Genomic DNA, 26,869 nt, shown 5'->3' with positions numbered 1-26,869 from the left:
GAACTGCAAGGCGAGTGTCGGACGCTCTGGCTGTCGGAAGAACAAGAAGTGGATTTTTGAGATGGATCTTCTCCGTCAACTCGAGGCCGAGCAGGCCGCCAAGATCGAAGCCAAGCGCAAGCTTCCCGAATTCCAGCCCGGCGACACCGTGCGCGTTCAGGTCCGCGTGACCGAAGGCACCCGCACCCGCGTCCAGGCCTATGAGGGCGTCGTCATCGCCCGCGCCGGTTCCGGCTTCCAGGAAAATTTCACCGTCCGCAAGATCTCCTACGGCGAAGGCGTCGAGCGCGTGTTCCCGGTCTATTCGCCGATGGTCGAAGGCGTTGAGATCGTTCGCCGCGGCAAGGTGCGTCGCGCCAAGCTCTACTATCTGCGCGATCGTCGCGGCAAGTCGGCCCGTATTTCGGAAAACACCGGCGTGCGCGCCCGCAAGCTGAACGATGACGAGCGCGATGCGCTGAACGCCGAGAAGGCCCGTATCGAGGCCGAGAAGGTGGCAGCCGCCGAGGCTCTGGCCGCCGAGACGGCCGCCAAGGAAGCAGCCGAGAAGAAGGCAGCCGCCGAGGCTGAGGCAGCCAAGGCCGCGGAAGCCGCGACCGCCGAATAAGTTTTTCGCCAATCATGTTTGTAAAAAGGCGGCTTCGGCCGCCTTTTTCGTTTTCAGGAATGATGCACTGGCTGGATATCCGCGATTGACTCCCATTATATCGTGTACTAAACAATCGTGCACAATATAAATGGAGACACGAGATGACAGCTTTGTATTCCACCTAGGCCCGCGCCGTCGGCGGCCGCGCCGGCCACGTTCAGAGCAACGATGGCCTGCTCAGCCTCAACCTTGCCATGCCAAAGGAACTTGGTGGCAAGGGCGGCGCCACCAATCCCGAGCAGCTTTTCGCCGCCGGCTATGCCGCCTGCTTCGAAAGCGCCATGCGCTTCATCGCCGGCAAGCAGAAGCTGCCGCTGCAGGATGCCTCGGCGACGGCCAATGTCAGCCTGCATCCGAATGGCCAGGGCGGTTTCCTGCTCGGCGTTTCGCTGGCGGCTGAGACGAAAGGTCTTGATCAGGCGGCGGCGGAAGCGCTTGTATCGGCAGCGCATGAGGTTTGCCCCTATTCCAACGCCATCAAGGGCAACATCGAGGTGGCGCTTTCGGCAACGGCGCTTCCGGCAAAGGCAGCATGACCACCAGAACGACCTCTTCGCACCTGGACATCCCGGCGGATTTCGCCGGGATACCGAAGCTCGATCAGCATCTGTGCTTCGCGCTCTATTCGGCGAGCGGGCTGATGACACGGCTCTACCGGCCGCTGCTCGAGCCGCTCGGCCTGACCTACCCGCAATATCTGACCATGCTGGCGCTGTGGGAACATGCACCGCGCACGGTCGGCGAACTCGGCGACGCGCTGGGGCTCGATTCGGCAACGCTGACGCCACTGCTCAAGCGATTGGAAGCGAACGGCCTGGTCACGCGCCGGCGCGATGCCGCCGACGAACGCCGGGTGCTGGTCGAACCGACGCCTCAGGGCAAAGCACTGCGCGAGGGCGCCAAGGCGGTGTCGGCCGCGATGTGGTGCCATTCGCCGCTTGATAGCGACGAGCTGAAATCCCTGCATCGCTCCCTGACCCGGCTGATTGACGGTTTGCGTGAAGCGAGCGCCGATTGACGGGACACCACGGCGATCGTCCAGGAATCCCCGGATAGAAGGCAATGGAATCCGTTTTCACGTGCGCCGACGCAGTGGACCGTCTTGCATGACGCTTGCGGAAAGCTAAAGTCGGCGCCGGATTTTCCTGTAAGCCCGGCCGATGTCCGGGCGCTTTCACTTCCGGGGAGTGTGTCATGACCAAATCGAAACTGCTGCTGGCCGGCCTGCTTGCCCTCATGCTTACGCCCGTTGCCGCCTTGGCGCAGGCGCTGCCCGATCTCGGCGGCAAGAAGGTGGTGGTGGTGACCGAAAACGCCTATCCGCCGCTGCAGTTCATCGATGCCAAGACGGGAAAACAGATCGGCTGGGAATATGATGCGATGAACGAGATCGCCAAGCGGCTGAACTTCACCGTCGAGTACCAGAACACCTCCTGGGACGCGATGATCCAGGCGGTTTCCGACAACCAGTACAATATCGGCATGACCGGCATCACCATCAAGGACGACCGCAAGCAGAAGGTCGACTTCTCCGACCCCTATATGCGCTCGGAACAGTTCATGCTGGTGCGCGGCGACGAAAGCCGCTTCACCGACGCCAAGACCTTCGGCGCTTTCAAGGACGGGCTGATCGGCGCCCAGGCCGGCACGACGCCCTTCTACACCGCCGTCTACAGCGTGCTCGACGGCAATGAGCAGAATCCGCGCATCAAACTGTTCGAGACTTTTGGTGCGACGGTGCAGGCGTTGAAGTCCGGCGACGTTGATGTCGTCCTGACCGACGGTACCGCGGGCAAGGGCTATGTCGATGCCTCCGACGGTAAGCTGAAGCTGATCGGCGGGCCGCTGGGCACCGAGGATTTCGGGTTTATCTTTCCGAAGGGCTCCGATCTGGTGAAGCCAGTCAACGCGGCTATCGCGGCGCTCAAGGCCGACGGCACGTTCGACACGCTCAACAAGAAATGGTTTCTTGATTACAAGATGGGGCAGTAGTTCGTCTTGGCGCGGGTGTGGGGTGGTTCTAGCGCGCTGAAACTTGCACGAACATCGTTTCTTCCCGCCCCCCTCTGTCCTGCCGGACATCTCCCCCGCAAGGGGGGAGATCAGATGTCGCCCCCGCTTTCGCCAATCGCCAATGTTGAAGCACTGCCTCCGGAGCTGCCAATCTCCCCCCTTGCGGGGGAGATGGCCGGCAGGCCAGAGGGGGGTGCCTTGGTGCAATCCTTCTGATGCAGGCCGCTTCTACCTCAAAATCCGACTTCCCCTGGTGGCTGGTCGTGGCCGTGGCCATCGCGATTGCGGTGGCCGTCTTCGTTGCCACCAGCAACCTCTACGCCCAGGTCTTCGCCACCGTAGCCAAGGGCATAGGCATTACCGTTTTCGTCACCGTGATTGCCTTCGTTTTGGCGTCTGGCATTGGCCTCGGCATCGCGCTGATGGGGCTGTCGGGCTCGCGCTGGCTACGCCAGATCGCCCGCTTCTATGTCGAGATCATCCGCGGCGTGCCGATCCTGGTGCTGTTGTTCTGGATCGCCTTCGTCGGCGCGCCGGCCTTCGTTGCGGGTTGGAATGCCCTGACCGCACCGCTGCAGAATGCTGGCCTTGTGGGCGAATTGCTGGTGCGCGACGTGTCGCTCTTGTGGCGCGCCATCATGGCGCTGACCATCGGCTATTCGGCGTTCATCTCGGAGGTCTTTCGCGCCGGCATCCAGTCCGTGGAGAAGGGCCAGATCGAGGCGGCGAAGGCGCTCGGCCTGACACGCGCTCAACGCTTCCGGCTGATCGTGTTTCCGCAGGCGATCCGCACCATCCTGCCGCCGCTCGGCAATGATTTCGTCGCCCTGGTCAAGGATTCCTCGCTGGTCTCGGTGCTCGGCGTCGCCGACATCACGCAGATGGGCAAGGTCTATGCCGCCGGCTCGTTCCGCTTCTTCGAGACCTATTCGATCGTCGCCTACATCTATCTCATCCTGACCGTCGGCCTGTCGCTGGCCTTGCGGGCGCTGGAACGCCGGTTGCGCCGCCAGCACGAAGAATAGTTTTTGAGCGAAGACGGCGCTACGATCCTTGTCTCCATATCTCGAATGAGGACGTCACATGATCGTCGACAAAGCCAATGCGGCGCTGGATTCCGTCTACACGGCCGACACGCCGGAAGCGCTGGCCGAGGCCTATGCCGCATGGGCTGCGACCTATGACAGCGAGACGGCTTCGCTCGGTTATCTCCTGCCTTTCCTGATCACCGCCTGGGTGGCCCGCCACGTGCCGGCGGGCGACGGACCGCTGCTCGATGCCGGCTGCGGCACCGGCCTGTCGGGACCGTCGCTGCAGGCGCTCGGCTACCGCGACATCGCCGGGCTCGACCTCTCCGACGACATGCTGAAAATCGCCGGCAGCCGCAATGCCTACAGCGAGCTGAAACAAGCGATGCTGGGCGGGCCGCTGCCATGGCCGGATGGCCATTTCCGCGCTTTCTTCTCAACCGGCGTTTTCACCATCAGCCATGCGCCGGCCTCGAGCCTGCATGAGCTGGTGCGCATCACCCGGAAGGGCGGCCACGCCATCTTCACCGTGCGCGACCAGGTTTTTGTAAGCGGCGGCTTCCAGGCCGTTTTCGACGAGCTGGAGCAGGCGAAGACATGGCGGCCGGTCGAGCAAAGTCCATGGTTCCGCTGCTATGCGATCGCCGAGCCCGATGCGCTGGTGAAGACCTTTGTTTTTGAGGTGATGTGAGGGGAGAGGGACCGACGTCCTGCGACGGCAGCTTCCAATTGCCGAAAAGCCAAAACATTGGTATGAGCCACGCCATGGAAGAGCTTTTTGGCGATCCGGCCTATAAGGGGTTCGTGCTGCAGGACAGAAAACGCCTGCCGTCGCGTTTCTCCGCGCGCGTCTCCGGCGCGCTGACCAGCCGACTACCCTAGGCCGACCTGTCCAGGTCGTTTCGCCGGACCGGTGATCCGGCATCTGCTCCTTCCCATTCTCATATCGACGGATTTACGCACATGAGCGCACCGCGCACCCTCTACGACAAGATTTTCGACGACCACGTCGTCGACCGCCAGGACGACGGCACCTGCCTGCTCTACATCGACCGCCACCTCGTCCATGAAGTGACCAGCCCGCAGGCCTTCGAAGGCTTGCGCCTGAGCGGCCGCAAGGTCCGGCATCCGGAAAAGACGCTGGCCGTGGTCGATCACAATGTCTCGACCTCGCCCGAGCGCAAGTTCGGCATCAAGAACGAGGAAAGCCGCATCCAGGTCGAGGCGCTGGCCAAGAATGCCAAGGATTTCGGCGTCGAGTATTATTCGGAAAACGATATCCGCCAGGGCATCGTCCACATAATCGGTCCGGAGCAGGGCTTTACGCTGCCCGGTATGACCATCGTCTGCGGTGACAGCCACACCTCGACCCACGGCGCCTTCGGCGCGCTGGCGCACGGCATCGGTACGTCCGAGGTCGAGCACGTGCTGGCGACGCAGACGCTGATCCAGCGCAAGGCCAAGAACATGCTGGTGCGTGTCGACGGCCAGTTGCCTGAAGGCGTCACCGCCAAGGACATCATCCTGGCCATCATCGGCGAGATCGGCACCGCCGGCGGCACCGGCTATGTCATCGAATATGCCGGCGAGGCGATCCGTGCGCTGTCGATGGAAGGCCGCATGACGATCTGCAACATGTCGATCGAGGGCGGCGCGCGCGCCGGCCTGATCGCGGCGGACGAGACGACCTTCGCCTATGTCAAGGACAAGCCGCGCGCGCCGAAGGGCGCGGCCTGGGATGCGGCAATGGAATACTGGAAGACGCTGCAGTCCGACGAAGGCGCACATTTCGACAAGGTGATCGTGCTCGACGCGGCCAAGCTGCCGCCGATCGTTTCCTGGGGCTCCTCGCCCGAGGATGTCGTGTCGGTGCAAGGCATCGTGCCGAATCCGGACGATATTTCGGATGAAAACAAGCGCACCTCCAAGCAGCGCGCGCTCGACTATATGGGGCTGACGCCGGGCACCAGGATCACCGACATCACGCTCGATCGCGTCTTCATCGGTTCCTGCACCAATGGCCGCATCGAGGACCTGCGCGCCGTCGCCAAGGTGGTCGAAGGCAAGACGGTCAGCCCGCATGTCGATGCGATGATCGTGCCCGGCTCCGGCCTGGTCAAGGAACAAGCGGAAGCCGAAGGCCTCGACAAGATCTTCGTCGCCGCCGGCTTCGACTGGCGCGAGCCGGGCTGCTCGATGTGCCTTGCCATGAACGACGACCGGCTGAAGCCGCATGAACGCTGCGCCTCGACCTCGAACCGCAATTTCGAAGGCCGGCAAGGCTTCAAGGGCCGCACGCACCTGGTGTCACCGGCGATGGCGGCGGCGGCGGCGATCGCCGGCCACTTCGTCGATATCCGCGAGTGGAAATAACGCTGGAGCCTTCGGCTTCTAATGCATGCCAGACCCCGGACCGCCTTGCGGCTCCGGGGTCTTTTTCATCCGCTCCGTTACATATTCAGCTTTCGCTTAACTGCTTGTTTGGGCTTGCACCCTAAGGTCTTCCCTGACGTAAGCGAGGGGAAGTCACAGTCCTTTGGACACCGGTCTGTTGATAGCGCTGCTCAATCCGACGATCGCGCTGGCACTCGGCGCGGCCTTCCTCGTGCTATGGTCCTATCAACGCCACCGCCCATATCTCGCCGTTTTGGCGATCAGCTACGGTCTCTCGGCGGCCGGCTTCCTGCTGCAGTATTTCACCTTGCCCTTCGGCATGCAGCTGACCAAGCTGACGTCGAATATCTGCTTCACCGTTGCCGGTTGCTGCCTGTCCAGCGCCATCATCCACCGCTATGGCCGCAAGGTGCCCTATGTCGGGATCGGCGTACTGGCCGGCGGTGGCCTGGCGTCGTTTTGCTGGCTCCTGTTCGTCGCGCCGGATCTCACCTGGCGCATCCTGGCGATGAATTTCGCTTTCGGCGGGATCAGTCTTCTGGTCGCCGCCGAACTGCGCCCGGTGCGCCGCAATGGCCCGACCGAAAACATCCTGTTCGTGCTGTCGCTCCTGTCGGGCCTGAACTTCTTCGTGCGCACCCTTGTCGTCGTCATCGCGCACGGACCCTTCACCAGCTATGACGGCTTCTATGCCTCGTCCTACTGGACGACCGCGCTGCTGTCGCATGCACTGCTGTCGCTGCTGATTGCGCTCTGCCTGTTCTCCGCTGCGGCACTTGACGTGATGAAGGCGCTGAAGACCGAGACCTACACCGACCCACTTTCGGGTCTTCTCAATCGCCGCGGCTTCGAGGAACGAGGCATGCAGCTGTTGCGCCACTGCGCCACGGCCCGCTTCCCGGTCGCGCTGGTGCTGGCCGACCTCGATCATTTCAAGGCGCTCAACGACGTACATGGGCATGCGGCGGGCGATCGCGTGATCGCCGACTTCGCTGCCAAGCTTCGGTTGGCCGCCGGGACGCGCGGCGTTGCCGGGCGTATCGGCGGCGAAGAGTTTGCCGTGCTGCTGCCGTTGAGCGATCTCGCTGCCGCGCGGCTGTTCGCCGAAGCCGTGCGCACGGTATATTCGGCCGGCCAGGTCGACGGGCTTCCTGCCGGCACCAAGGTGACAGCGAGTTTCGGCGTGGCGGCCCGCAGCGGCGACGAGGCGCTCGAGCCGCTGATGCGCCGTGCCGACGATGCGCTCTACAAGGCCAAGAAGAATGGCCGCGACAGCGTGCGCCTGTCCTACGAGCGCCCGGAAACGGTGTTCGTGCCGGAGCCGCTCAAGGTGGGCTGATCGCGCCCCGCCAGGCCAGCGTTAACGTCTTCTTCGCCGCTCGATGCTTAGCTGTCGGCGCGGGTTCGGGAAGACTATGAGCGGCGCCAATTTCATCCTGTTGATCAATGTGTCGGTCGCCGGCCTGTTGGCGGCGTCCTTCATCGCGGTCGCGTTGCATGAGGCCGGTCGCGCCGCGCCGCGCTGGCTGGCGTTCGGCTATCTGCTGGGCATGGTGTATTTCGCCATCGAATTCAGCATCCCCGCCTTCGACAACGCGCGGCCGGTGGTCGTCGCCGCCTTCGCGGTGTTCCTTGGCGCCACCATCGCCTTCAATGGCGGGCTGGCGCACAAATACGGCGTATCGCCACCGTGGAAGCAGATGCTGTTCTTCCTCGTCGCCACCTCTGTCGCGGTGTACTTCGTGCAGGACCTGCCGCGCCAGTCGCTGGCCCGCATGATGGCCTACCAGCTTCCCTATGCGGTCATGCAGTTCATCGGTCTCGTGATCGTCTGGTCGTCGAGGCAAAGGCACGCCCGTCTCGACCGCATCCTGATGGCGGTGCTGGCGGCCAGCGGGCTGCAGTTTGCCTCAAAGCCGTTCATCGCGCATGCGCTCGGCGGCTGGGGCGCCAACCCGCAGGCCTATCTGCAAAGCAACTACGCGTTGGTGTCGCAGTCGCTCGGCACCGTCTTTGGCCTGGCGCTGGCGCTGCTGATTCTGGCCATCCTGGTTCGCGACGTGCTCGCCGAGGTGACGTCGAGGTCGGAGACGGACACGCTTTCGCGCCTGCTCAACCGCGGCGGCTTCGCCCGCCACGCGGAGCTGGCGGTGCTGGGCGCGGTGCGGCAAGGCGTGCCGGTCGCGCTGGTCATCGCCGACCTCGATCATTTCAAGAGCGTCAACGACAGCTTCGGCCATGCGTCCGGCGACCGGGTGATCGAGACTTTTTCCGGTTTCCTGCGCGAGGCCGCCGCTGGTCACCATGTCGCCGGCCGAATCGGTGGCGAGGAGTTCGCCATCATCCTGCCGGGAACCAACCTTGCCGCCGCCCGGCTGTTCGCCGAGGGCGCGCGCAGCGCTTTCAGCGCGCTGCCCATCGATGGACTGCCGGTGGACAATCGCTGCACGGCAAGCTTCGGCGTCGCCGAGCTTCATCCGAGCGAGGATTTTGCCGGTCTGATGCGGCGCGCCGACCAGGCACTTTACCAGGCGAAGAATGCCGGGCGCGATTGTGTGCGTGTCTCCGCCGGGCCGGCCGGCGGAAGAGAGATTACAGCCGGCGCTGGTTAGATCCGGATCACTGGCAGGGGCTGAGCTCGGGCATCTCGCCATCAGCAAGCCCGTACATATAGCTGCGGCCCTTCACGAACACCGGCGGCCGGTAACAATCGCCGGAGCCGGTGATTTCGTCCGATTCATTCTCGTAGATCACCTTGGGCTGGCCGGCGCTGGTGTAGTCGGACAGCTGCTGGGCCAATTTGCCTTCGCCAACCAGGATGCGCTTGTAGCCGGCGGCGCTGTCGATGACGAGATTGCCGAGCGAATCGGCGTAGACGCGGTCGTGGTGGCGTGCGCCGGCGAGCGCTGGCGCCGCCAGGCCAACGACGGAAGCCGCCACGATGAGCGCCACAAGGCGCATTCTTTCCGAGTTCGAACGCATGGCGTCCTCCTTGCTTAGAGGAAAGCCTCCTCGAATCAGAAATTAACCTTTTCTTAACCTTTGTTAAGAGGCCGGCGCGATTCGTGGCGATGTCTCGGTGAACATGGTTAATATCCGACTGGGTGGAAAACCCGGTGGCCATCTTTCGGCCATGCTTGGCCGCACCATCGCGGCCGGCGTCAAGCTCGGCGTCTGACGACCTTGATCTTGGCAACGTATCGTGGCCAGTTTGCCGCGCGGGAGGGACAGCATATGGCGCCAGGCCGGACGTTTCGGGTGATGCTTTTCCTGTTGCCGCTTCTGGTCGCCATGGCCTGCGTGCCGCAGAATGATCCTCCGAGAGCCGGCAACAGAGCCGCAACGTCGTTCTCGCTGGCGCCTGCCGCCTCGGCGGGCGGTGCCGGCACCGACATGACCTCGCCGCAGCCGCGCACCGCGACCTACAGTTGCGCCGATGGCGGCAGGATGACCATCGAGAATCTCGGCACCTCGGTGCATGTTCTCGGGTCCGACGGTACCAGCGAAGATCTGCAGGCCTCGCCGGCCAACCAGAACAGCCGTTACCAGCAGGCGCATGACGCGATTGTGATCGATGGCCGCGAAGCGTTGGTGATGAAGGCTGGGTCGACGCCGGTGACCTGTAAGCGCTGACTTGGGGGCCATGTCGGACCGGTATGTTGCACTGCAGCGATAGCGAGCCGGCTTCGGCCCAATCACCGCTAATCGATTGAAGCCTGCGCCTGCCTTTTAGTCAGACTAAATTACGTTTTCGAAACGGTTTTCTGGCTTTGACGCGGTGCAAAAAGAGCATTAGAAACCGGCTGTCCGAAGTCGCATCCGGAAGCGGCAACGCCGCATTTCCACCTGAGGCTCCAGGGACGCCGATCTGGGGGAGCCATGAGCAAATCACCAGCCACCCGCGCAAGACCGCTTTCGCCGCACCTGACCGTGTACCGGCCGCCGATCACCATGACGATGTCGATCATCCATCGCATCACCGGCGGCGCGCTCTATTTCGGCACGCTGCTGGTCGCCATATGGCTGATGGCGGCGGCAAGCTCGCAGCCGACATTCGACTGGGTCAATTGGGCCTTCGGCACCTGGCTCGGCCGGCTGATCCTGTTCGGCTACACCTGGGCGCTGATGCACCACATGCTGGGTGGCGTGCGCCACTTGGTCTGGGATACCGGCGCCGGCCTCGAGAAGCACACGGCCTCGAAGATCGCCTGGGCGACGCTGGCCGGCTCGATCCTGCTCACGCTGCTGATCTGGATCGCCGGCTATATGGCGCGGGGAGCCTGATCATGAGCACTGGCAAGACCGACATGCGCACGCCGCTGGCGAAAGTCCGCGGCCTGGGTTCGGCCCGCGAGGGCACCGGACATTTCTGGCGCCAGCGCCTCACCGCCATCGCCAACATCCCGCTGACGCTGTTCTTCGTCGGTTTCCTGATCGCGCTCAACGGCGCCGACTATGCGGACGTGCGGGCGGCGCTTGCCAATCCGTTCGTGGCGCTGGTGCTGGCCCTGGTGCTCATCTCCGGGCTCATCCATATGCGGCTCGGCATGCAGGTGATCATCGAGGACTACGTGCATGGCGAGGGCATGAAGCTGGCGCTTATCGCGCTCAATACGTTTTTCACCATAGCGGTCGGCGTCGCCTCGATCTTCGCCCTGCTCAAGCTGGCATTCGGAGGCTGAGTTGGCCAAGGACGCAAAAGGAGCCAACACCGGTTCCGCCTACACCTATGTCGATCACAAATTCGACGTGGTGGTCGTCGGCGCCGGTGGCGCCGGCCTGCGCGCCACGCTCGGCATGGCCGAACAGGGCCTTCGCACCGCCTGCATCACCAAGGTTTTCCCGACCCGCTCGCACACTGTGGCGGCGCAAGGCGGCATCGCCGCTTCGCTGTCCAACATGGGGCCCGATTCCTGGCAGTGGCATATGTACGACACCGTCAAGGGCTCGGACTGGCTGGGCGATGTCGACGCCATGGAATATCTGGTGCGCGAGGCGCCGGCGGCGGTGTACGAGCTCGAACATTACGGCGTGCCGTTCTCTCGCACCGAAGAGGGCAAGATCTACCAGCGGCCGTTCGGCGGCCACATGATGAATTACGGCGAGGGCCCGCCGGTGCAGCGCACCTGCGCGGCCGCCGACCGCACCGGCCACGCCATCCTGCACACGCTCTACGGCCAGTCGCTGAAGAACAACGCCCAGTTCTTCATCGAGTATTTCGCGCTCGACCTGATCATGGAGCCGGACGGTACCTGCACCGGCGTCGTCGCATGGAACCTCGACGACGGCACCATCCACCGCTTCTCGGCCAAGATGGTGGTGCTGGCGACCGGCGGCTATGGCCGCTCCTATTTCTCGGCGACTTCGGCGCATACCTGCACCGGCGACGGCGGCGGCATGGCCGCACGCGCCGGCTTCCCCCTGCAGGACATGGAGTTCGTGCAGTTCCACCCGACCGGCATCTACGGCGCCGGCTGCCTGATCACCGAAGGCGCGCGCGGCGAGGGTGGCTATCTCGTCAACTCCGAGGGCGAGCGCTTCATGGAGCGTTACGCGCCGTCGGCCAAGGACCTTGCCTCGCGCGACGTCGTCTCGCGCTGCATGACGCTGGAGATCCGCGAAGGACGCGGCGTCGGCCCGAAGAAGGACCACATCTTCCTGCACCTCGACCATCTCGATCCGGCCGTGCTGCACGAGCGGCTGCCGGGCATTTCGGAATCGGCAAAGATCTTTGCCGGCGTCGACCTGACCAAGGAGCCGATCCCGGTGCTGCCGACGGTGCACTACAATATGGGCGGCGTGCCGACCAATTACTGGGGCGAGGTGCTCAACCCGACGCCAAGGAGCCCGGACAAGGTGTCGCCCGGGCTGATGGCGGTCGGCGAGGCCGGCTGCGCCTCGGTGCACGGCGCCAACCGGCTGGGTTCGAACTCGCTGATCGACCTGGTGGTGTTCGGCCGCGCGGCGGCGATCCGGGCCGGCCAGGTCATCGATCGCAAGTCGGCGATCCCCGCGCCCAACGAAGCCTCGGTCGAAAAGATCATGGACCGCTTCGATCGGCTCCGCCACGCCAACGGCTCGACGCCGACGGCAAGCTTGCGTGAAAAGATGCAGCGGGCGATGCAGGAAGACGCGGCGGTGTTCCGCACGCAGGAATCGCTGGAGAATGGCTGCAAGCGCATTTCGGAAATCTGGACCGAGCTCAAGGACATAAAGGTGTTCGACCGTTCGATGATCTGGAACTCCGACCTGGTCGAGACGCTGGAACTGGAAAACCTGATGGCCAACGCCATCACAACGGTCTACAGCGCCGAGGCGCGCAAGGAGAGCCGCGGGGCGCATGCGCGGGAAGACTTTTCGGCACGCGACGACACGGTCTGGCGCAAGCATACGCTGGCCCGGCTCAGCGAAGACGGCAAGGTGACGCTGTCCTACCGGCCGGTGCATACCGAGCCGCTGCTGGCGGAAAAGGACGGCGGCATCAGCCTCGCCAAGATCGCGCCCAAGGCCAGGGTGTATTGACGATGGCGCCGGCGGCAGCAGGATATTCCGGTACGCCCCTTCCGGCCAAGCTCGGCCTGAAGGACGGCATGACCGCAGCCTTTATCGCGCTGCCCCACGACCTGGACGATCTCACGGATGCCGCGCGTTTCTCTTCGGTCGACCGGCTGGCCGATTGGTCGGAGATTTCGGGAACGACCCAGAAATACGATGCCGTCCATGCCTTCACCCGGCAGCGCGCCGAGATCGAGGATCGCCTCGGCGATGTCGAAGCGGCGATCAAGCGCGACGGCATGGTCTGGGTGTCCTAGCCGAAAAAGGCATCGAAGGTGCCGACCGACGTCACCGAGAGCGTCGTTCGCGCCGAGGCGCTGAAGCGCGACCTGGTCGATGTGAAAGTCGCCGCCGTCAATGAAATCTGGTCCGGGCTGAAGCTCGTCATCCGAAAAGACCGCAGGTAACGGTTGAACTGACGCTCCCCAAGAATTCGAAGATCCAGCAAGGCAAAACCTGACCGAAGCCGGATGGCGCACGGTCTCTATCGCGCTTTTCGATGACCTCTGCGATATGGCTGGCGCTGTCGACTTTGCACAGATCGACCGGCTGGCCCGTCTGATCGAGAATTTCGGCGCTCGCCTGAAATACGAGGCCGTCCATCTATCACACAACAATGCGCTTAGAGCGGTTCACCGTTTCACGGAAACGTCGAACCGCTCATGCACGCCGTTCGCCCAAAACCGAGGTCACTTTTGAGCGACGTATATTAGCAATCTCGAAAGTAATTGGCCGTTTGATATTTGCGCTTATCAGCATTGCCTTAGTATAGCGTTAAATGATTCTCGATATCCACTTCGGAAATCGTCGATCGAGTGCGAAGTATGCGCGGATTTCATGCTATTCGTTGCTGGCCAATTGGATCATTGGTCAGCGTCGCGACAGTGGGGTCGCTCACCTGGCTCGTGTCGCTGGTTTATCTTCAGGAGAAAAGGCTGCTGGCGGTCCTTGGCCTGGGCGCTCTGTGCTCGCTTCTCTTGCTGGATCGCCTCCAAGGGGTCAGGACGGATCAGCCAACAAGCAGGTGGTTCAGCGCCTACTTGTCGCTTATTCCTTGTTTTCTCTTCCTTTTCTATGTCTACGTCGAAAGTGTTTTCGGCTATTTCGATTGGGGCGCGATGTTCATGCATGTCGACGCCGGAGTTCTCACGCCCGGTGTCGTTCTCGAATGTCTGGTGAATACGGGAAGCACGATACTGGTCATTTTGGTCGTTCTTTTCGGCCTTGGCGCACTGAAGGCGCGCGGCACGCTGACACGAAGATTGGACGTTGCTTTGATGGCGTTCTTCCTGGCGGCAAACCCGATGCTGACGCGCCCGATCGCGGCTGCGATCCATCTCAACCCGCTGCATGATTTCCTGTCCAAGCGGTTCGTCGATATCACCTCTTTGACAAAACCGGCCGGAACAGCGTCGGAGACCGTCGCGCCAAGGAACCTCATTCATATTTTCATCGAGAGTGCCGAGCGCACCTACATGAACGAGGCGGAGTTCGGCGACGTCATGGGCCCGCTGCGCGAATTCGACAGGCGTGGCGTTTCGGCGACCAACATGGTGCAAGTTGCCTACACCAACAACTCCATCTCCGGGATGGTCGCCGCCAACTGTGGAACGCCGCTGCTAATAGCGTATTTCACAACGCGCCAGTACATGGAGGAGAATTCGCAATTCCTGCCAGGCCTGACCTGCCTGGGCGATGTTCTGAAGGCGCGAGGCTATCAGCAGAACTTCATTTCCGGTTGGCCGCTCGGCTTCACCGGTCAGGGAGAATTCTATTCCACCCATGGCTATTCATCGCTGTTTGGGGGATCCGAAGTGGTGGCCGCCGTCGGTGGGCGTGGCAGCTCTTTTGGCGCCGATGACGCCCAGGTTCTGGACATGAGCTTCGACGTTTTGCGGCGCGCGAACCGAGACGGCAAACCGGTCTCGCTGACGATCGCCGTCAGTGGTGGGCATGCGCCGGATGGCTACCTGACTGACAAATGTATCGGCAAGACAGGACTTTCCCCACAAGCCCCCAATATTCTCCATGCCGTGAAATGCACCAACATGCTGGTCGCAGACTTCATCCACAAAGCCGAGGCCGAAGGTCTGATGAGGAACACCGTTCTGGCGTTGCAAAGTGACCACCTCAGCGCGCCAAGCACGGTGACGGATCGCCTGAACACGTTTGAACGGCGCAATTTTTTCTCCCTGTCGGGCGATGGCATTCCCTCCAAGGCGTATACCGGGCTTTCGGGCACGATTGACGTATTTCCCTCCATTCTGGAGGCGCTAGGCGTGCCGCTCCCAAATGACCAGGCTGCCCTTGGCGTTTCGCTGCTTGGGGATCGACCGACGCTGGTCCAGGCACTTGGACAGGGCCAGTTCGATGACGCGATCCATGCCGAGGACGTGCTCGTCAGATCATTCTGGCAGCTGAAACCGGCACGGACGGCCGCGGCGTCCGAGGCTGAGCCGCATTAATGCCAGGGTGCACACCGGCGGCAAGTGTTCGATGCCAGATAGCGCCTTGATTTGGCACCCAGAAGCCGATTAAAAGGTCACGTTCAGAGGCACGCCAATGGTCGAACTTACGCTCCCCAAGAACTCGAAGGTCCAGCAGGGCAAGACCTGGCCGAAGCCGGAAGGCGCGACCAATCTCAGGGAATACCGCATCTACCGCTGGTCGCCGGACGATGACCAGAACCCGCGCATCGACAGCTATTTCGTCGACATGGACGATTGCGGGCCGATGGTGCTCGACGCGCTGCTATGGATCAAGAACAAGATCGACCCGACGCTGACCTTGCGCCGCTCCTGCCGCGAGGGCATCTGCGGCTCCTGCGCCATGAACATCGACGGCTCCAACACGCTCGCCTGCACGAAGGGCTGCGACGACATTTCCGGCGCCGTCAAGGTCTACCCACTGCCGCATATGCAAGTGGTCAAGGACCTGGTGCCCGACCTCACCAATTTCTATGCCCAGCACGCCTCGATCCAGCCGTGGCTGAAGACGGTATCGCCGGAGCCGGCCAAGGAATGGCTGCAGAGCCACGAGGAGCGTGAGAAGCTGGATGGCCTCTATGAGTGCATTCTGTGCGCCTGCTGCTCGACCTCCTGCCCGAGCTACTGGTGGAACGGCGACCGCTATCTCGGGCCGGCAACGCTGCTGCAGGCCTATCGCTGGCTGATCGATTCCCGCGACGAGGCCAAGGGCGAGCGGCTCGACAATCTCGAAGACCCGTTCCGGCTCTATCGCTGCCACACCATCATGAACTGCGCGCAGACCTGCCCCAAGGGCCTCAACCCGGCCAAGGCGATCGCCGAAATCAAAAAGATGATGGTGGAGAGAAGGGTGTAGTTTTAGTGGGGAAATCTCCTCAGCCGTTGCGATCCTTCCCACCCCCCTCTGTCCTCCCGGACATCTCCCCCGCAAGGGGGGAGATTGGCCGTCATCCCGGCTTTCGCTAATTTCCAACTTTGCGAGAATGGTCTGACCGCGCTAAAGCTGCCGATCTCCCCCTTGCGGGGGAGATGTCCGGCAGGACAGAGGGGGGTGCTGTCCCGCCGACCTCAGAAGGATAGCGACGCCATGACAGATACCGACCTTCCCATTCTCTCCCCTGTCGAGGCGCGCGTGCTCGGCTGCCTGATCGAGAAGAAGGAGCTGACGCCGGATGTCTATCCGCTGACGCTCAACGGCGCGCATGCCGCGGCCAACCAGAAGACGGCGCGCGAGCCGGTGATGGCGGTCGAACTTGTCGAGGTCAGGCGGGCGCTGAGCCAGTTGGAGCAGAAGGGCCTGGTCCGGCAGGTCTTCGCCTCGCGCGTCGAGCGCTACGAGCATCAGGTGGCGCAGCGCTTTTCGCTCACCTCGGCGCAGATCGCGCTGATCGGCCTGATGCTGTTGCGCGGCGCGCAGACGGCGCACGAATTGCTGGCGCGAACCGAGCGCATGGCGCGGTTTTCGTCGATCGAGGCGCTCCGCACCGACCTCGACCTGCTGATCGGCCGCCGGCCGCCGCTGGTGGTTCTGATCGAGCGTGGCCCCGGCCAGCGCGAGGAGCGTTTTATGCACCTGCTGAGCGGCGCGGTGCAGATCGCGCCCGTCGCCATGCACCAGGCGCCGTCGGTCGCCTCATCGGTCTCCGGCCTCGAAGAGCGCGTCAGTACCCTCGAGGAAGAAGTTGCGAGGCTGCGCACCCTCATCGAGGCGCTGACCGGCGAAGGCCGCTAACAATCATTCGAGACGCTGGCGGGACAGCGCCCCCCTCTGTCCTGCCGGACATCTCCCCCTCTTGGGGGGAGATTTGGACGTCACCTCGACTTTCGCCAATCTCCGACGCTGAATGAGGCAGGACGGCAAAGCTGCCAATCTCCCCCCATGGGGGGAGATGCCCGGTAGGGCAGAGGGGGGGTGACCCGGCGCCGGCGTTGCGAAAGATGCTTCTACAAAATGCAAAACGCCGGCCCTTGAGCCGGCGTTTCTGTATCGAACCCGAGCTCTCACCCAAGCCTGGCGTCGAGCGACACTTTTATGGCGCCGAGTGCCTTGGAAACCGGGCATTCGGCCTTGGCCTTTTCGGCCAGTTCCTTGAACTTGGCCGCATCGATGCCCGGCACCTTGCCGACCACCGTAAGCGCGCTACCGGTGATGCCGGTACCGGGAACCAGTGTCACCACCGCCTTGGCGTCGAGCTCGGTGGCGGGCGTGCCGTTTTCAGCCAGGAAGTGCGAGAACTGCATGGCGTAGCAGCCGGCATGCGCCGCGGCGATCAGCTCTTCCGGATTGGTGCCGGATTTGCCACTCTCGTCCTCGAAGCGCGCCTTGAACGAATAGGGCGTGCCCTTCAGGGCCCCGCTCTGCGCATCGAGCGTGCCGTTGCCCTCTTTCAGATTGCCTTTCCAGACGGCGTTTGCGGTGCGGTCCATGAATTCCTCCTTGGTTGTCGTGGTGGGTTGTCGTGGCGGGTTGCCGGGCTTGTGATCGGGGTTGGGGCCGGCGTCCGGTCAACTATAGCGCGCGCAGACGCGAAGACCACTGCGCTCTTTGGACCACTGCACGGGTGTCGACCGCAGTCGCTTCGATTCTTTTTGAAAAAAAGCGCGTGCAGAAATGTCGACTTTGATCCACCTCGCCCGTCCTGCGGGCGGCCACCCAAGTTGATGGCCGGATGGAGGATCACATGGATATGCTGTTTTGTGTGCATTGGAAGAAAAAAGCAGGCCGCGGAGGCGGTGGACAGGAGGCCGACTGGATGCACCAGCCCGCGCCGGCGTTCGGCCGGTTTCTGGCGGCGGTTGCCATCATCGGGGTTGCGGTGTGCATTCTCGACCACGCTGCGGCGGGCAAGGGCCGGGCCGACACGCTCGTCGCCTCGACACAGCAAGGGAGCTCGAAATGAAATATGTTTGCCTGGTCTATGGTGAGGAAAAGGATCTTCACGCGCTGACCCCGGCAGGGTCGGCCAAGCTCAACGCCGATTCGCTGGCCTATGACCGATCGCTTGAGGACAAAGGCATGCTGATCGTCGCCGAGGCGCTGCAATCGGTGAAGACCGCCAAGACGGTGCGGCGACGCCAGGGCAAGCGGCTGGTCACCGACGGGCCCTTCACCGAGACCAAGGAGCAGTTGCTCGGCTTCGTCATGGTCGAGGCAAAGGATCTCGACGAGGCGCTGGACATTGCCGCCGGCATCCCGCTGGCCGAACTCGGCACGATCGAGGTCCGCGCCATCTACGACATACCGGGATCATAGATCCGTGCCATGCGTTGCGGTTACTTCGAAGCCAGGGCGTTCGGTCGAGCGAACGTCTCGGATTCGCTCGCAACTTTGCGCGTTGAAGCAAGGCAAGAGTTCTCCTATCGTCACCGGGATTTTGGGGGATTCTTCATGCCTTTCCTGATTGCGATCCTTGGCGTGTTGGGCGCAGCGGCGTTCTGGTGGTACCGGATGAAGGCGATGAACGAGGCAGCGCGTGACGTTGCCGATGTCATCGGTCGGGTCCAGGGCTCCGTGCGCCGCAAGAAGCTGCGCAAGCAGGCGGCCCTGTCGCCGCTGACGGCGATCGACGATCCGGTGGTGGCGGCCGCGACGTTGATTACCGCCATCGTTTCCGAGGATGGGCCTGTGCTGCCGCAGCGCGAGGCGGTCATTCGCGCGGTGATTTCGGAGATCGCCGACAAGAAGAAGACGGACGAGGCGGTGATTTACGCCAAATGGGCCGCGTCACAGATCGACGACACGACGATCGTCATCGACAAGCTGGCGCCGTTCCTGCGCGAACGGCTCGATGTGGCCGAGCGAAACGATCTGCTGCAGATGGTCAACCGCGCCGCGCAAGGTGGCGAGAAACGCCTTGAGATCGCCGACCAGAGGATATTGCGGCTGCGGCAGAAGCTGGGCTTCGAGGTCAACTGATGTTCGGCTGAGGCCACCTGACCTGAATCTCAACACACCCTGGCATGTCGGTGTCAGATCGCCTCGCCCTTCAGCAGGCGCGGCGTCCCGGCGGACAATCCCGATGCCTGGCGGATAAAAAACTCCTTCAGTCGCGGCATGCGCTCGACCAGGCCGAGCCCGATGTCACGGACGGCGCGCAGCGGGCCGATGTCGTTGGAAAACAGCCGGTTCAGCACGTCTGTGGTGATGCCCATCTGCACGGTGTCGAAGCGCCGCCACTGCTGGTAGCGTTCGAGCACGTCGAGCGCGCCGATGTCCTGGCCGAGGCGGTCGGCCTCGACGATCACTTCGGCCAGAGCGGCGACATCCTTGAAGCCGAGATTGAGGCCCTGGCCGGCGATCGGGTGGATGCCGTGGGCGGCGTCGCCGGCCAGCGCTATGCGCGGCGCGACGAAGGCGCGCGCGATGGTCAGGCCGAGCGGCCAGGCGCGCGGCTTGTCCGCGACGCGGATCTCGCCAAGCTTCAGGCTGAAACGCTGTTCGAGTTCGTGCTCGAAGACGAGATCGTCACCGGCAACCAGCTTCTCGGCATCATGCGTGCGCTCGACCCAGACGATCGACGAACGGTTGGTGCCGTCCTCGCCGGGCTTGAGCGGCAGCGTGGCAAACGGGCCGGCCGGCAGGAAATGTTCTTCCGCGCGGCCATTGTGCGGGCGTTCATGCGCCACCGTGCAGACGATGCCGGACTGGCCATATTCCCACTTCACCGTCTTGATGCCGGCCATGTCGCGCAGCTTCGAGTTGACGCCGTCGGCGGCAACCAGCAGCCGGGCCTTCAGCGTCGCACCGTCGGCAAGATGCACGGTGATGCCGGCGCCGTTGGTGTCAAAACCCTGCACGGCGACGCCTTCGATGATGTCGATGCCGAGTTTCTCGGCGCTGGCCCGCAAGGCGCCGTTCAGTACCCGGTTGGCGACCATATGGGCAAAGGGTTCGCCCGGTGCGACCTCGCCGTCGAAGGTCAGGAAGACCGGGCGCACCGGATCGGAGGTGCGCGAATCGGTGATGATCATCTCGGTGATCGCCTGGGCCTGCGGCGCGATCTCGGCCCACACGCCGAGCTGGTCGAGCATGCGGCAGGCGGCGGCGGCAATGGCCGATGCGCGGCCATCCCTTTGCCAGGCGCCGGCGGGTGCGGCATCGACCAGAGCGACGGCAAGGCCCGGACGCGCCTGCTTCAGCGAGACGGCGCTGGCCAAGCCGACATAGCCGGCACCGGCGACCAGAACATCGAGCCCGGATCTGTTTTTTGCGTCGGTCTTGCGTTCCATCTTCTTCGCTCCTTCCACGCCGACCGGGCTTGCGCCCTTGACTGCCTGTCCGTCCTGTCGGAAACCGCCATAACACTTCTGCGGCAAGGGTGCGAAAATATGACGGCTGCCATGGACGAGCTTCTCGGTATTCTCGACCTCGAGAAGCTGGAACACAATCTGTATCGTGGTCGCAGCCCCTTGCTCGACTGGCAGCGCGTGTTCGGCGGGCAGACCATCGCCCAGGCGCTGGTGGCGGCACAGCGGACAGTCGACCCAGATCGCCACGTGCATTCGCTTCACGGCTATTTCATGCGGCCCGGCGACACCAAGGTGCCGATCGTCTACGAGGTCGACCGGATCCGCGACGGCGGCTCCTTCACCACGCGCCGCGTGGTGGCGATCCAGCATGGCCAGGCGATCTTTTCGCTGGAAGCCTCGTTCCAGCAGGACGAGGTCGGCCTCGAACACCAGGTGCCGATGCCGCAGGACGTCCCGGCGCCAGACACATTGCTGTCGCAGCGCGAATTGCTCGGCAAATTCGGCGAGGCGGTGCCCGAAGGCATCAAGCGCTACTGGGAACGCGACCGGCCGATCGAAATGAAGCCGGTCATGCTGAAGCACTACACCAGTCGTGAAAAGCTGGAGCCGAAGCAGAACATCTGGATCCGCACGACCGGTCCGGTGCCGGCGGATCGCGCCATCCAGGCGGCGGTGCTGGCCTATCTTTCCGACATGACGCTGCTCGACACATCGACCTTCGCGCATGGCCGCGCCATTTTCGATCGCGACATCCAGGCGGCAAGCCTCGATCACGCCATGTGGTTCCATCGCAGCCATCCGCTCGACGACTGGATGCTCTACACGCAAGACAGCCCGTCGACTCAGGGGTCGCGCGGCTTTACGCGCGGCTCGCTGTTTGCCCGCGATGGCACGCTGATCGCCTCGGTTGCCCAGGAAGGGCTGATCCGGCTCAAGCGATCGCCTGCAGAGTAGGCATTTTGAGAAAATTGCCTAATTTTTAAGCAAGTGATGTGCCGCTGTTGCGGGCACGTCGTCGCTTTGGCGGCCTCAATTCCTTTGTTTACAACGGGTTAACACCCTGCTTCGGCAATTGGCACGGAGCTTGAATCCTTGTCGGGCACTCTCCGGCTCTTTGGGTTCGGTGAAGTCGTGCAAACGCGGGGGACCGCAACAGCAAAGGGTGAAACCTTATGAAAATCGTGATGGCAATCATCAAGCCGTTCAAGCTCGACGAGGTGCGTGAAGCGCTTACCGCCGTAGGCATCCAGGGCCTGACCGTCACCGAGGTCAAAGGCTACGGGCGTCAGAAGGGACATACGGAAATCTATCGCGGAGCGGAATACGCGGTCAGTTTCCTGCCGAAGATCAAGATCGAAGTCGCGGTCAGTGCCGACGTGGTCGACAAGGCCGTCGAGGCTATCACCGCGGCCGCCAAGACCGGCCAGATCGGCGACGGCAAGATCTTCGTTTTCGGCATCGATCAGGCGGTGCGCATCCGCACCGGCGAAACAGACACCGACGCGCTCTGAGCGGCGAACACGTATTCCAATGGAGAGTTCAATGAATATTCCTTCCACCTTGAAGACGACGGGACGCGCCGCCCTTTTAGGGTCGCTCGCTCTCGCAGCATTGGGCACGGTCGCCGCCTTCGCGCAGGAAGCGGCTCCCGCCGCGGCCGCGGCTGCACCGGCTGCTGCCCCCACCCCGGTGCTCGACACCGGCAACACCGCCTGGATGCTGACCTCGACGGCGCTGGTGCTGATGATGACCATTCCGGGCCTGGCACTGTTTTACGGCGGCATGGTGCGCAAGAAGAACGTGCTCGCCACCATCATGCAGAGCTTTGCCATCACCTGCCTGGTGACGGTGCTGTGGTTCATGTTCGGCTATTCGCTGGCCTTCTCCGACGGTGGCGGCATGAATGCCTATCTCGGCGGCACCTCGAAATTTTTCCATCACGGCATCACCACAGCCTCGCTGTGGCTGCCGGGCGTCGCGAACATTCCTGAATTCGTCTTCTCGATGTTCCAGATGACCTTCGCCATCATCACCCCGGCGCTGATTGCCGGCGCCTTCGCCGAACGCTTCAAATTCTCGGCGCTGCTGATCTTCATGGCGCTCTGGCTGCTGGTCGTCTACGTGCCGATCGCGCATTGGGTCTGGGGTGGCGGCTTCCTCGGCACGGCTGGCGTGCTCGACTTCGCCGGCGGTACGGTCGTCCACATCAACGCCGGTGTCGCCGGTCTGGTCTGCGCGCTGGTCCTCGGCAAGCGCGAAGGCTACGGCACCACCAACATGGCGCCGCACAACCTGGTCTATTCGGTGATCGGTGCTTCCCTGCTGTGGGTCGGCTGGTTCGGCTTCAACGCCGGTTCGGAACTGGCTGCCGACGGCCTCGCCGGTGCCGCCATGCTCAACACCCAGGTTGCCACCGCAGCAGCAGCGTTGGCCTGGATGTTCGCCGAATGGATCGTCGCTAAGAAGCCCTCCGTGCTCGGCATCATCTCGGGTGCCGTTGCCGGCCTGGTCGCGGTGACGCCGGCTTCCGGCTTCGTCAACCCGACCGGCGCCTTCATTGTCGGCATCGTTGCCGGCGTCGTCTGCTATCTCTCGGCGGTCAAGGTCAAGCACATGTTCGGCTATGACGACTCGCTCGATGCGTTCGGCGTGCACGGCGTTGGCGGCATCATCGGCGCCCTGCTCACCGGCGTGCTCGCCGATCCGGCGATCAACAGCCTGTCGTCGGGTGCTTCGCTCGGCAAGCAGATCTACGGCGTCGCCGTCACCATCGTGTGGACGGCCATCGCCACCTTCGTGATCCTCTACATCGTCAAGGCGCTAGTCGGCCTGCGTCCGACGACCCAGGAAGAGGTCGAGGGCCTCGACATCTCCCAGCATGGCGAAGTGGTGCCGTAAGGCCAGCTTAGCCAAGGGGCCGGTGGAACCCTCCTCCCGCCGGCCCCCTTACCTGCCTACGCAATTCCGAGCGGAAAACCACCGCACATTTTCCTGGAATTGCCTTGAAAGATCCCGTCGTGACGCTCCCGAAAGGAGGTCACGCATTGAGGCCCGGACACGTTCCGGGCCTCTTTTTTGGTCCGTTCTTCCGGTGACGGAATTCCGGCAATCATGTTCACGTGACGAAGTTCTTTTAGGAAGCATCGACCGCTCTGGTCCCGACCTGTGGGGACGATCGTCGTGCTGACTTAAGCAGGATCTCCCGACAAACCGTTCCGGCGGCAGCCCTATCCGCCGGCGCCGTCGTCCATCATGGTGTTTGTCAGCGTCTCATAGGCCCTGCTGCATGACTGGGAATGAGGGCAGTTCCTGACGATCATCACAGGCGCCACCGTCAGGACGGCCGCGATGAAAATCTGCAGGCCGAGCCCCAGCAACCCAAATCCCTTGCCGAAAAGACCCCTGTACAGAAAATACAGGCCTTGCATCAGACAGGCGGTGGCGAGGGTGTGCAGCAGCGGGCCGGTCGCTCTTGCATAGGGCGTCACGTAGCCGTCCGGGAAGCCCACCATGCCGAGTTCGACAAACCAGTGAAAAGCGAGCAGAAGACTGAGCCCTGCCCAGCCAAGAACCGCCACGCGAAGGATGACAGATTGCATGCCTCTACCCAAATTGGTGGCCCTGCGGCAACGTCACGGCCCCTTCTCAGGTCGCTTTCCTCGGGCAGCAAGCGGCTCAACCGTCGGTAACGAGGTTTGATCATCTCAAACTCTTATAGTTAATGCGCCCTTAACCTTCCCGCCGATAGTCTGAGACCCGAATCTGCCGGAGTGCGCCACGCACCCGCACGAAGCAATGACAGACGGGGATGAGCATGCGTTCAGGGGCTTCAGCACCGCTCGCGCTGGCCGATACGGGGCACGGCATCCAGGCGTTCGCGCGGCGCCAGGTCGGACGGCTGGTCGGCGCCGGACTGTTCGTGCTGGCCGCATTCGGCGTCGCCAGCCTTGCCACCTGGAATGTCGCCGATCCGAGCTTCTCGCACGCGACGAACAACACCGTCACCAACGCCATGGGCTATGCCGGCGCCGTGTTCTCCGACCTGGCGATGCAGTTCTTCGGCCTAGCCGCGGTTGCTGCGCTGGTTCCGACCGTGATCTGGGGCTTTCTGCTGTTTTCCGCGCGCGGCGTCGACAGGTTGCCCAGGCGCGGGCTTTCCTGGTTTGGCTTCGCCCTGCTCGCCGCGGCAATGGCCGGCTGCGTGGTGCCGCCCAAGACCTGGCCGCTGCCCACCGGCCTCGGCGGCGTGTTCGGCGACATGGTGCTTAAGATCCCCGGGATTGTGATCGGCGGCTATCCGACCGGGCTGTTCGCCAGCATCATCGCCATCTTGCTGGCCGCACCCGCGCTGTGGCTCTTTGCCCACGGTTCGGCGCTGATCGGACGCAAGAATGGCTTCGCCGTGATGGAGGACGAGCCTGCCGTCGATCCGCGTGAGGACGACCTTTTGTTCGACAATGACGAGGATGAAGGCGACGAAGGCATTCTGGCGCTTGGCGCCATCACCCACTGGTGGCTGTCGCTGCGCGCCTGGATGCACCGCCGCGCCGTGCGCCGCAGGCAGGAGCGGGAGGAGTACGAGCCGGAGATGGAGCCGCGCGCGAGCGGCTGGCGGCGCGCCGCCGAACGGGTCGAATCGGCCGAGTTCGCCGAATCGCGGATGAGCCCGGACGGTCGCGCCCGCGTTGAGCCCGAATTCTTCGCCGCCATGGTCAATGACCGCAGTGTTTCGGTCGATCTGGATGATGACGATGTCTTCGGCGATCGCTTCGATAATGGCGAAGATGCCGATTTCGACGATGAGCCCGTCGTGCAACGCCGTTCGGCGCCGACCGCGAGGGTGCAGCAGTTCCGCTCCGATGCCGCCACCCGCGTCGAGGCGCCGGCGCCGCGTCCGGCTCCAGGCGCCCGCGTCCAGCGCGAGGCGCAGACATCGCTGATCGGCTCAGAAAAATTCGAGATGCCGTCGCTGCATTTCCTGTCCGAACCGAAGAACGTGGTGCGGGATGCCAGCCTGTCCAAGGACGCGCTGGAACAGAATGCCCGCCTGCTCGAGGGCGTGCTGGAGGATTTTGGCGTCAAGGGCGAGATCATCGCCGTCCGCCCCGGTCCCGTCGTCACGCTCTATGAGCTCGAACCGGCGCCCGGCATCAAATCCTCGCGCGTCATCGGCCTGTCCGACGACATCGCCCGCTCGATGAGCGCCATCGCCTGCCGCGTCGCTGTGGTGCCCGGCCGCAACGCCATCGGCATCGAACTGCCGAACGCCAAGCGCGAAACCGTTTATCTCCGCGAGATTCTGGCCAGCCGCGACTTTGAAACGACGAAGGCCAAACTGGCGCTGGCGCTGGGCAAGACCATCAATGGCGAGGCGGTCATCGTCGACATCGCCAAGATGCCGCACGTGCTGGTCGCCGGCACCACCGGCTCGGGCAAGTCGGTCGCCATCAACACCATGATCCTGTCGCTGCTCTATCGGCTGACGCCGCAGGATTGCCGGCTGATCATGATCGATCCGAAAATGCTGGAACTGTCGGTCTATGACGGCATTCCGCATCTGCTCACGCCGGTGGTCACCGATCCGAAGAAGGCGGTGGTGGCGCTGAAATGGACCGTGCGCGAGATGGAGGACCGTTACCGCAAGATGTCGAAGGTCGGCGTGCGCAACATCGATGGTTTCAACGCCCGAGTGCAGCAAGCCGACAAGAAGGGAGAAAAGATCTCGCGCACCGTGCAGACCGGTTTCGACCGCCAGACCGGCGAGGCGATTTACGAGACCGAGAATCTCGACCTCGAGCCGATGCCCTATATCGTCGTCATCATCGACGAGATGGCCGACCTGATGATGGTCGCCGGCAAGGACATCGAAGGTGCGGTGCAACGCCTGGCGCAGATGGCGCGTGCCGCCGGCATCCACGTCATCATGGCGACACAGCGTCCCTCGGTTGACGTCATCACCGGCACCATCAAGGCCAATTTCCCGACCCGCATCTCCTTCCAGGTGACGTCGAAGATCGACAGCCGCACCATCCTGGGCGAGCAGGGCGCCGAGCAGCTGCTCGGGATGGGCGACATGCTCTACATGGCCGGCGGCGGCCGTATCCAGCGCGTGCATGGCCCGTTCGTCGCCGATGAAGAGGTCGAGAAGATCGTCGCGCATCTGAAGCTGCAGGGCGTACCGGAGTATCTCGACGCCATCACCGAGGACGACGGCGAGGACGACGACGAGCCGTCGGGCAAGGGCGGTTCGGGCGGTGGCGGCGGCAACAGCAATTTCGAGGATTCCGATGATCCTTACGATCAGGCGGTTTCCGTGGTGCTGCGCGACGGCAAGGCTTCCACCAGCTACATCCAGCGCCGGCTGGGCATCGGCTACAACCGCGCCGCCTCGATCATCGAGAAAATGGAGAAGGAAGGGATCGTCGGCCCGGCCAACCATGCCGGCAAGCGCGAGATCCTGGTGCCGACCGAAGAGGACAAGTTCTGACCTTGTG

At 63.2% G+C, this 26,869-nt stretch carries 27 protein-coding genes and 2 pseudogenes; 24 read left to right on the top strand and 5 right to left on the bottom strand.

The genetic code is table 11. From position 1 onward, the window contains the following. Positions 1-61 precede the first annotated feature (61 nt). The 9 genes and pseudogenes from rplS (at position 62) to AC1D0I_RS00640 (ending at position 8,696) form a co-directional block, all read left to right on the top strand. Positions 62-607, top strand: coding sequence for a 50S ribosomal protein L19 (rplS, locus tag AC1D0I_RS00680; protein ID WP_095084028.1), 546 nt, complete (start codon positions 62-64; stop codon positions 605-607). A 143-nt stretch (positions 608-750) separates the two neighbouring features. Continuing rightward, positions 751-1,185 (top strand): annotated as a pseudogene (locus tag AC1D0I_RS00675) (organic hydroperoxide resistance protein). Continuing rightward, on the top strand, positions 1,182-1,667 hold the full coding sequence (locus tag AC1D0I_RS00670; protein WP_477392394.1) for a MarR family winged helix-turn-helix transcriptional regulator: 486 nt from the start codon (positions 1,182-1,184) through the stop codon (positions 1,665-1,667). Before AC1D0I_RS00675 ends, AC1D0I_RS00670 begins: the two are co-directional and overlap by 4 nt. Positions 1,668-1,843: 176 nt before the next feature. Then, entirely contained in the window at positions 1,844-2,641 is a 798-nt protein-coding gene (locus tag AC1D0I_RS00665) for a transporter substrate-binding domain-containing protein (protein ID WP_095084031.1), read from the top strand. 236 nt (positions 2,642-2,877) lie between these two features. Continuing rightward, a complete protein-coding gene (locus AC1D0I_RS00660; protein WP_477392393.1) occupies positions 2,878-3,687 on the top strand; it encodes an amino acid ABC transporter permease in 810 nt (269 codons plus the stop codon). Positions 3,688-3,745: 58 nt separating this feature from the next. Continuing rightward, entirely contained in the window at positions 3,746-4,381 is a 636-nt protein-coding gene (locus AC1D0I_RS00655) for a class I SAM-dependent DNA methyltransferase (protein ID WP_477392391.1), read from the top strand. A gap of 272 nt (positions 4,382-4,653) precedes the next feature. Continuing rightward, complete coding sequence (leuC, locus tag AC1D0I_RS00650) at positions 4,654-6,063, top strand: 3-isopropylmalate dehydratase large subunit (protein WP_477392389.1); 1,410 nt, start codon at positions 4,654-4,656, stop codon at positions 6,061-6,063. A 163-nt stretch (positions 6,064-6,226) separates the two neighbouring features. Then, positions 6,227-7,423 (top strand): GGDEF domain-containing protein, encoded by a 1,197-nt coding sequence (locus AC1D0I_RS00645; protein ID WP_477392387.1) that lies wholly within the window; start codon positions 6,227-6,229, stop codon positions 7,421-7,423. A 76-nt stretch (positions 7,424-7,499) separates the two neighbouring features. Then, complete coding sequence (locus AC1D0I_RS00640; RefSeq protein ID WP_477392385.1) at positions 7,500-8,696, top strand: GGDEF domain-containing protein; 1,197 nt, start codon at positions 7,500-7,502, stop codon at positions 8,694-8,696. A 7-nt stretch (positions 8,697-8,703) separates the two neighbouring features. Here AC1D0I_RS00640 and AC1D0I_RS00635 read toward each other — a convergent pair whose 3' ends face one another. Continuing rightward, the gene (locus AC1D0I_RS00635) at positions 8,704-9,066 is read right to left on the bottom strand and encodes a hypothetical protein (protein ID WP_477392384.1); all 363 of its coding nucleotides are present in this window, start codon (positions 9,064-9,066) and stop codon (positions 8,704-8,706) included. Between the two features lie 252 nt (positions 9,067-9,318). On the opposite strand from AC1D0I_RS00635, the gene AC1D0I_RS00630 reads away from it, so the two are divergent. The 5 genes and pseudogenes from AC1D0I_RS00630 (at position 9,319) to AC1D0I_RS00610 (ending at position 13,046) form a co-directional block, all read left to right on the top strand. Next, positions 9,319-9,717 carry a hypothetical protein gene (locus tag AC1D0I_RS00630; RefSeq protein ID WP_477392382.1) on the top strand — a complete coding sequence of 133 codons (399 nt, stop codon included), beginning with the start codon at positions 9,319-9,321 and terminating at the stop codon, positions 9,715-9,717. 246 nt (positions 9,718-9,963) lie between these two features. Then, positions 9,964-10,368: a succinate dehydrogenase, cytochrome b556 subunit gene (gene sdhC / locus AC1D0I_RS00625; RefSeq protein ID WP_477392380.1), complete on the top strand. Its 405-nt coding sequence runs from the start codon at positions 9,964-9,966 to the stop codon at positions 10,366-10,368. Positions 10,369-10,370: 2 nt separating this feature from the next. Continuing rightward, positions 10,371-10,766, top strand: coding sequence for a succinate dehydrogenase, hydrophobic membrane anchor protein (sdhD, locus tag AC1D0I_RS00620; RefSeq protein ID WP_477224699.1), 396 nt, complete (start codon positions 10,371-10,373; stop codon positions 10,764-10,766). Between the two features lies 1 nt (position 10,767). Next, positions 10,768-12,606 (top strand): succinate dehydrogenase flavoprotein subunit, encoded by a 1,839-nt coding sequence (gene sdhA / locus AC1D0I_RS00615; RefSeq protein WP_477392378.1) that lies wholly within the window; start codon positions 10,768-10,770, stop codon positions 12,604-12,606. A gap of 2 nt (positions 12,607-12,608) precedes the next feature. After that, positions 12,609-13,046, top strand: a pseudogene (locus AC1D0I_RS00610) (DUF3052 family protein). Here the strand turns inward: AC1D0I_RS00610 and AC1D0I_RS00605 are convergent. Continuing rightward, positions 13,024-13,242, bottom strand: coding sequence for a hypothetical protein (locus AC1D0I_RS00605; RefSeq protein ID WP_184872579.1), 219 nt, complete (start codon positions 13,240-13,242; stop codon positions 13,024-13,026). The pseudogene AC1D0I_RS00610 and the gene AC1D0I_RS00605 sit on opposite strands and share 23 nt — an antisense overlap. A gap of 263 nt (positions 13,243-13,505) precedes the next feature. On the opposite strand from AC1D0I_RS00605, the gene AC1D0I_RS00600 reads away from it, so the two are divergent. The 3 genes from AC1D0I_RS00600 (at position 13,506) to AC1D0I_RS00590 (ending at position 16,857) form a co-directional block, all read left to right on the top strand. Continuing rightward, the gene (locus tag AC1D0I_RS00600; protein WP_477392376.1) at positions 13,506-15,104 is read left to right on the top strand and encodes a sulfatase-like hydrolase/transferase; all 1,599 of its coding nucleotides are present in this window, start codon (positions 13,506-13,508) and stop codon (positions 15,102-15,104) included. Positions 15,105-15,201: 97 nt separating this feature from the next. Then, entirely contained in the window at positions 15,202-15,981 is a 780-nt protein-coding gene (locus tag AC1D0I_RS00595; protein ID WP_477392374.1) for a succinate dehydrogenase iron-sulfur subunit, read from the top strand. Positions 15,982-16,212: 231 nt separating this feature from the next. Then, complete coding sequence (locus AC1D0I_RS00590; RefSeq protein ID WP_477392373.1) at positions 16,213-16,857, top strand: YceH family protein; 645 nt, start codon at positions 16,213-16,215, stop codon at positions 16,855-16,857. Positions 16,858-17,126: 269 nt separating this feature from the next. Here the strand turns inward: AC1D0I_RS00590 and AC1D0I_RS00585 are convergent, their stop codons facing one another. After that, positions 17,127-17,552, bottom strand: a complete 426-nt coding sequence (locus AC1D0I_RS00585) for an OsmC family protein (protein ID WP_477392371.1) — start codon at positions 17,550-17,552, stop codon at positions 17,127-17,129. A gap of 254 nt (positions 17,553-17,806) precedes the next feature. Between AC1D0I_RS00585 and AC1D0I_RS00580 the strand changes: the two genes are divergently transcribed. The 3 genes from AC1D0I_RS00580 to AC1D0I_RS00570 all read left to right on the top strand — a co-directional run bounded on the left by AC1D0I_RS00580 (position 17,807) and on the right by AC1D0I_RS00570 (position 19,041). After that, the gene (locus AC1D0I_RS00580) at positions 17,807-18,025 is read left to right on the top strand and encodes a hypothetical protein (protein ID WP_477392370.1); all 219 of its coding nucleotides are present in this window, start codon (positions 17,807-17,809) and stop codon (positions 18,023-18,025) included. Beyond that, positions 18,022-18,378 carry a YciI family protein gene (locus AC1D0I_RS00575; RefSeq protein ID WP_477392368.1) on the top strand — a complete coding sequence of 119 codons (357 nt, stop codon included), beginning with the start codon at positions 18,022-18,024 and terminating at the stop codon, positions 18,376-18,378. The genes AC1D0I_RS00580 and AC1D0I_RS00575 overlap by 4 nt, the downstream gene beginning before the upstream one ends. A 135-nt stretch (positions 18,379-18,513) precedes the next feature. Continuing rightward, the gene (locus tag AC1D0I_RS00570) at positions 18,514-19,041 is read left to right on the top strand and encodes a hypothetical protein (RefSeq protein WP_095084049.1); all 528 of its coding nucleotides are present in this window, start codon (positions 18,514-18,516) and stop codon (positions 19,039-19,041) included. A 53-nt stretch (positions 19,042-19,094) separates the two neighbouring features. On the opposite strand, the gene AC1D0I_RS00565 is transcribed toward AC1D0I_RS00570, so the two are convergent. Continuing rightward, on the bottom strand, positions 19,095-20,354 hold the full coding sequence (locus tag AC1D0I_RS00565; protein WP_477392366.1) for a ubiquinone biosynthesis hydroxylase: 1,260 nt from the start codon (positions 20,352-20,354) through the stop codon (positions 19,095-19,097). A gap of 99 nt (positions 20,355-20,453) precedes the next feature. Here AC1D0I_RS00565 and tesB point away from each other — a divergent pair, with 99 nt between their 5' ends. The 3 genes from tesB to AC1D0I_RS00550 all read left to right on the top strand — a co-directional run bounded on the left by tesB (position 20,454) and on the right by AC1D0I_RS00550 (position 23,273). Then, positions 20,454-21,329 carry an acyl-CoA thioesterase II gene (gene tesB, locus AC1D0I_RS00560; RefSeq protein ID WP_477227558.1) on the top strand — a complete coding sequence of 292 codons (876 nt, stop codon included), beginning with the start codon at positions 20,454-20,456 and terminating at the stop codon, positions 21,327-21,329. Between the two features lie 218 nt (positions 21,330-21,547). Further along, positions 21,548-21,886 carry a P-II family nitrogen regulator gene (locus tag AC1D0I_RS00555; protein WP_095084051.1) on the top strand — a complete coding sequence of 113 codons (339 nt, stop codon included), beginning with the start codon at positions 21,548-21,550 and terminating at the stop codon, positions 21,884-21,886. A gap of 31 nt (positions 21,887-21,917) precedes the next feature. After that, on the top strand, positions 21,918-23,273 hold the full coding sequence (locus AC1D0I_RS00550) for an ammonium transporter (protein WP_095084052.1): 1,356 nt from the start codon (positions 21,918-21,920) through the stop codon (positions 23,271-23,273). Positions 23,274-23,602: 329 nt separating this feature from the next. On the opposite strand, the gene AC1D0I_RS00545 is transcribed toward AC1D0I_RS00550, so the two are convergent. Then, positions 23,603-23,974, bottom strand: coding sequence for a hypothetical protein (locus AC1D0I_RS00545; protein ID WP_477392365.1), 372 nt, complete (start codon positions 23,972-23,974; stop codon positions 23,603-23,605). A gap of 215 nt (positions 23,975-24,189) precedes the next feature. Between AC1D0I_RS00545 and AC1D0I_RS00540 the strand changes: the two genes are divergently transcribed. Then, complete coding sequence (locus AC1D0I_RS00540; protein WP_477227825.1) at positions 24,190-26,862, top strand: DNA translocase FtsK; 2,673 nt, start codon at positions 24,190-24,192, stop codon at positions 26,860-26,862. The last annotated feature ends 7 nt before the right edge of the window (positions 26,863-26,869 follow it).

This window comes from Mesorhizobium sp. P2_D1 (assembly GCF_056404455.1).
Note: the sequence above shows the minus strand (reverse complement) of the source record. Positions and strands in the feature narration are given on the sequence as shown.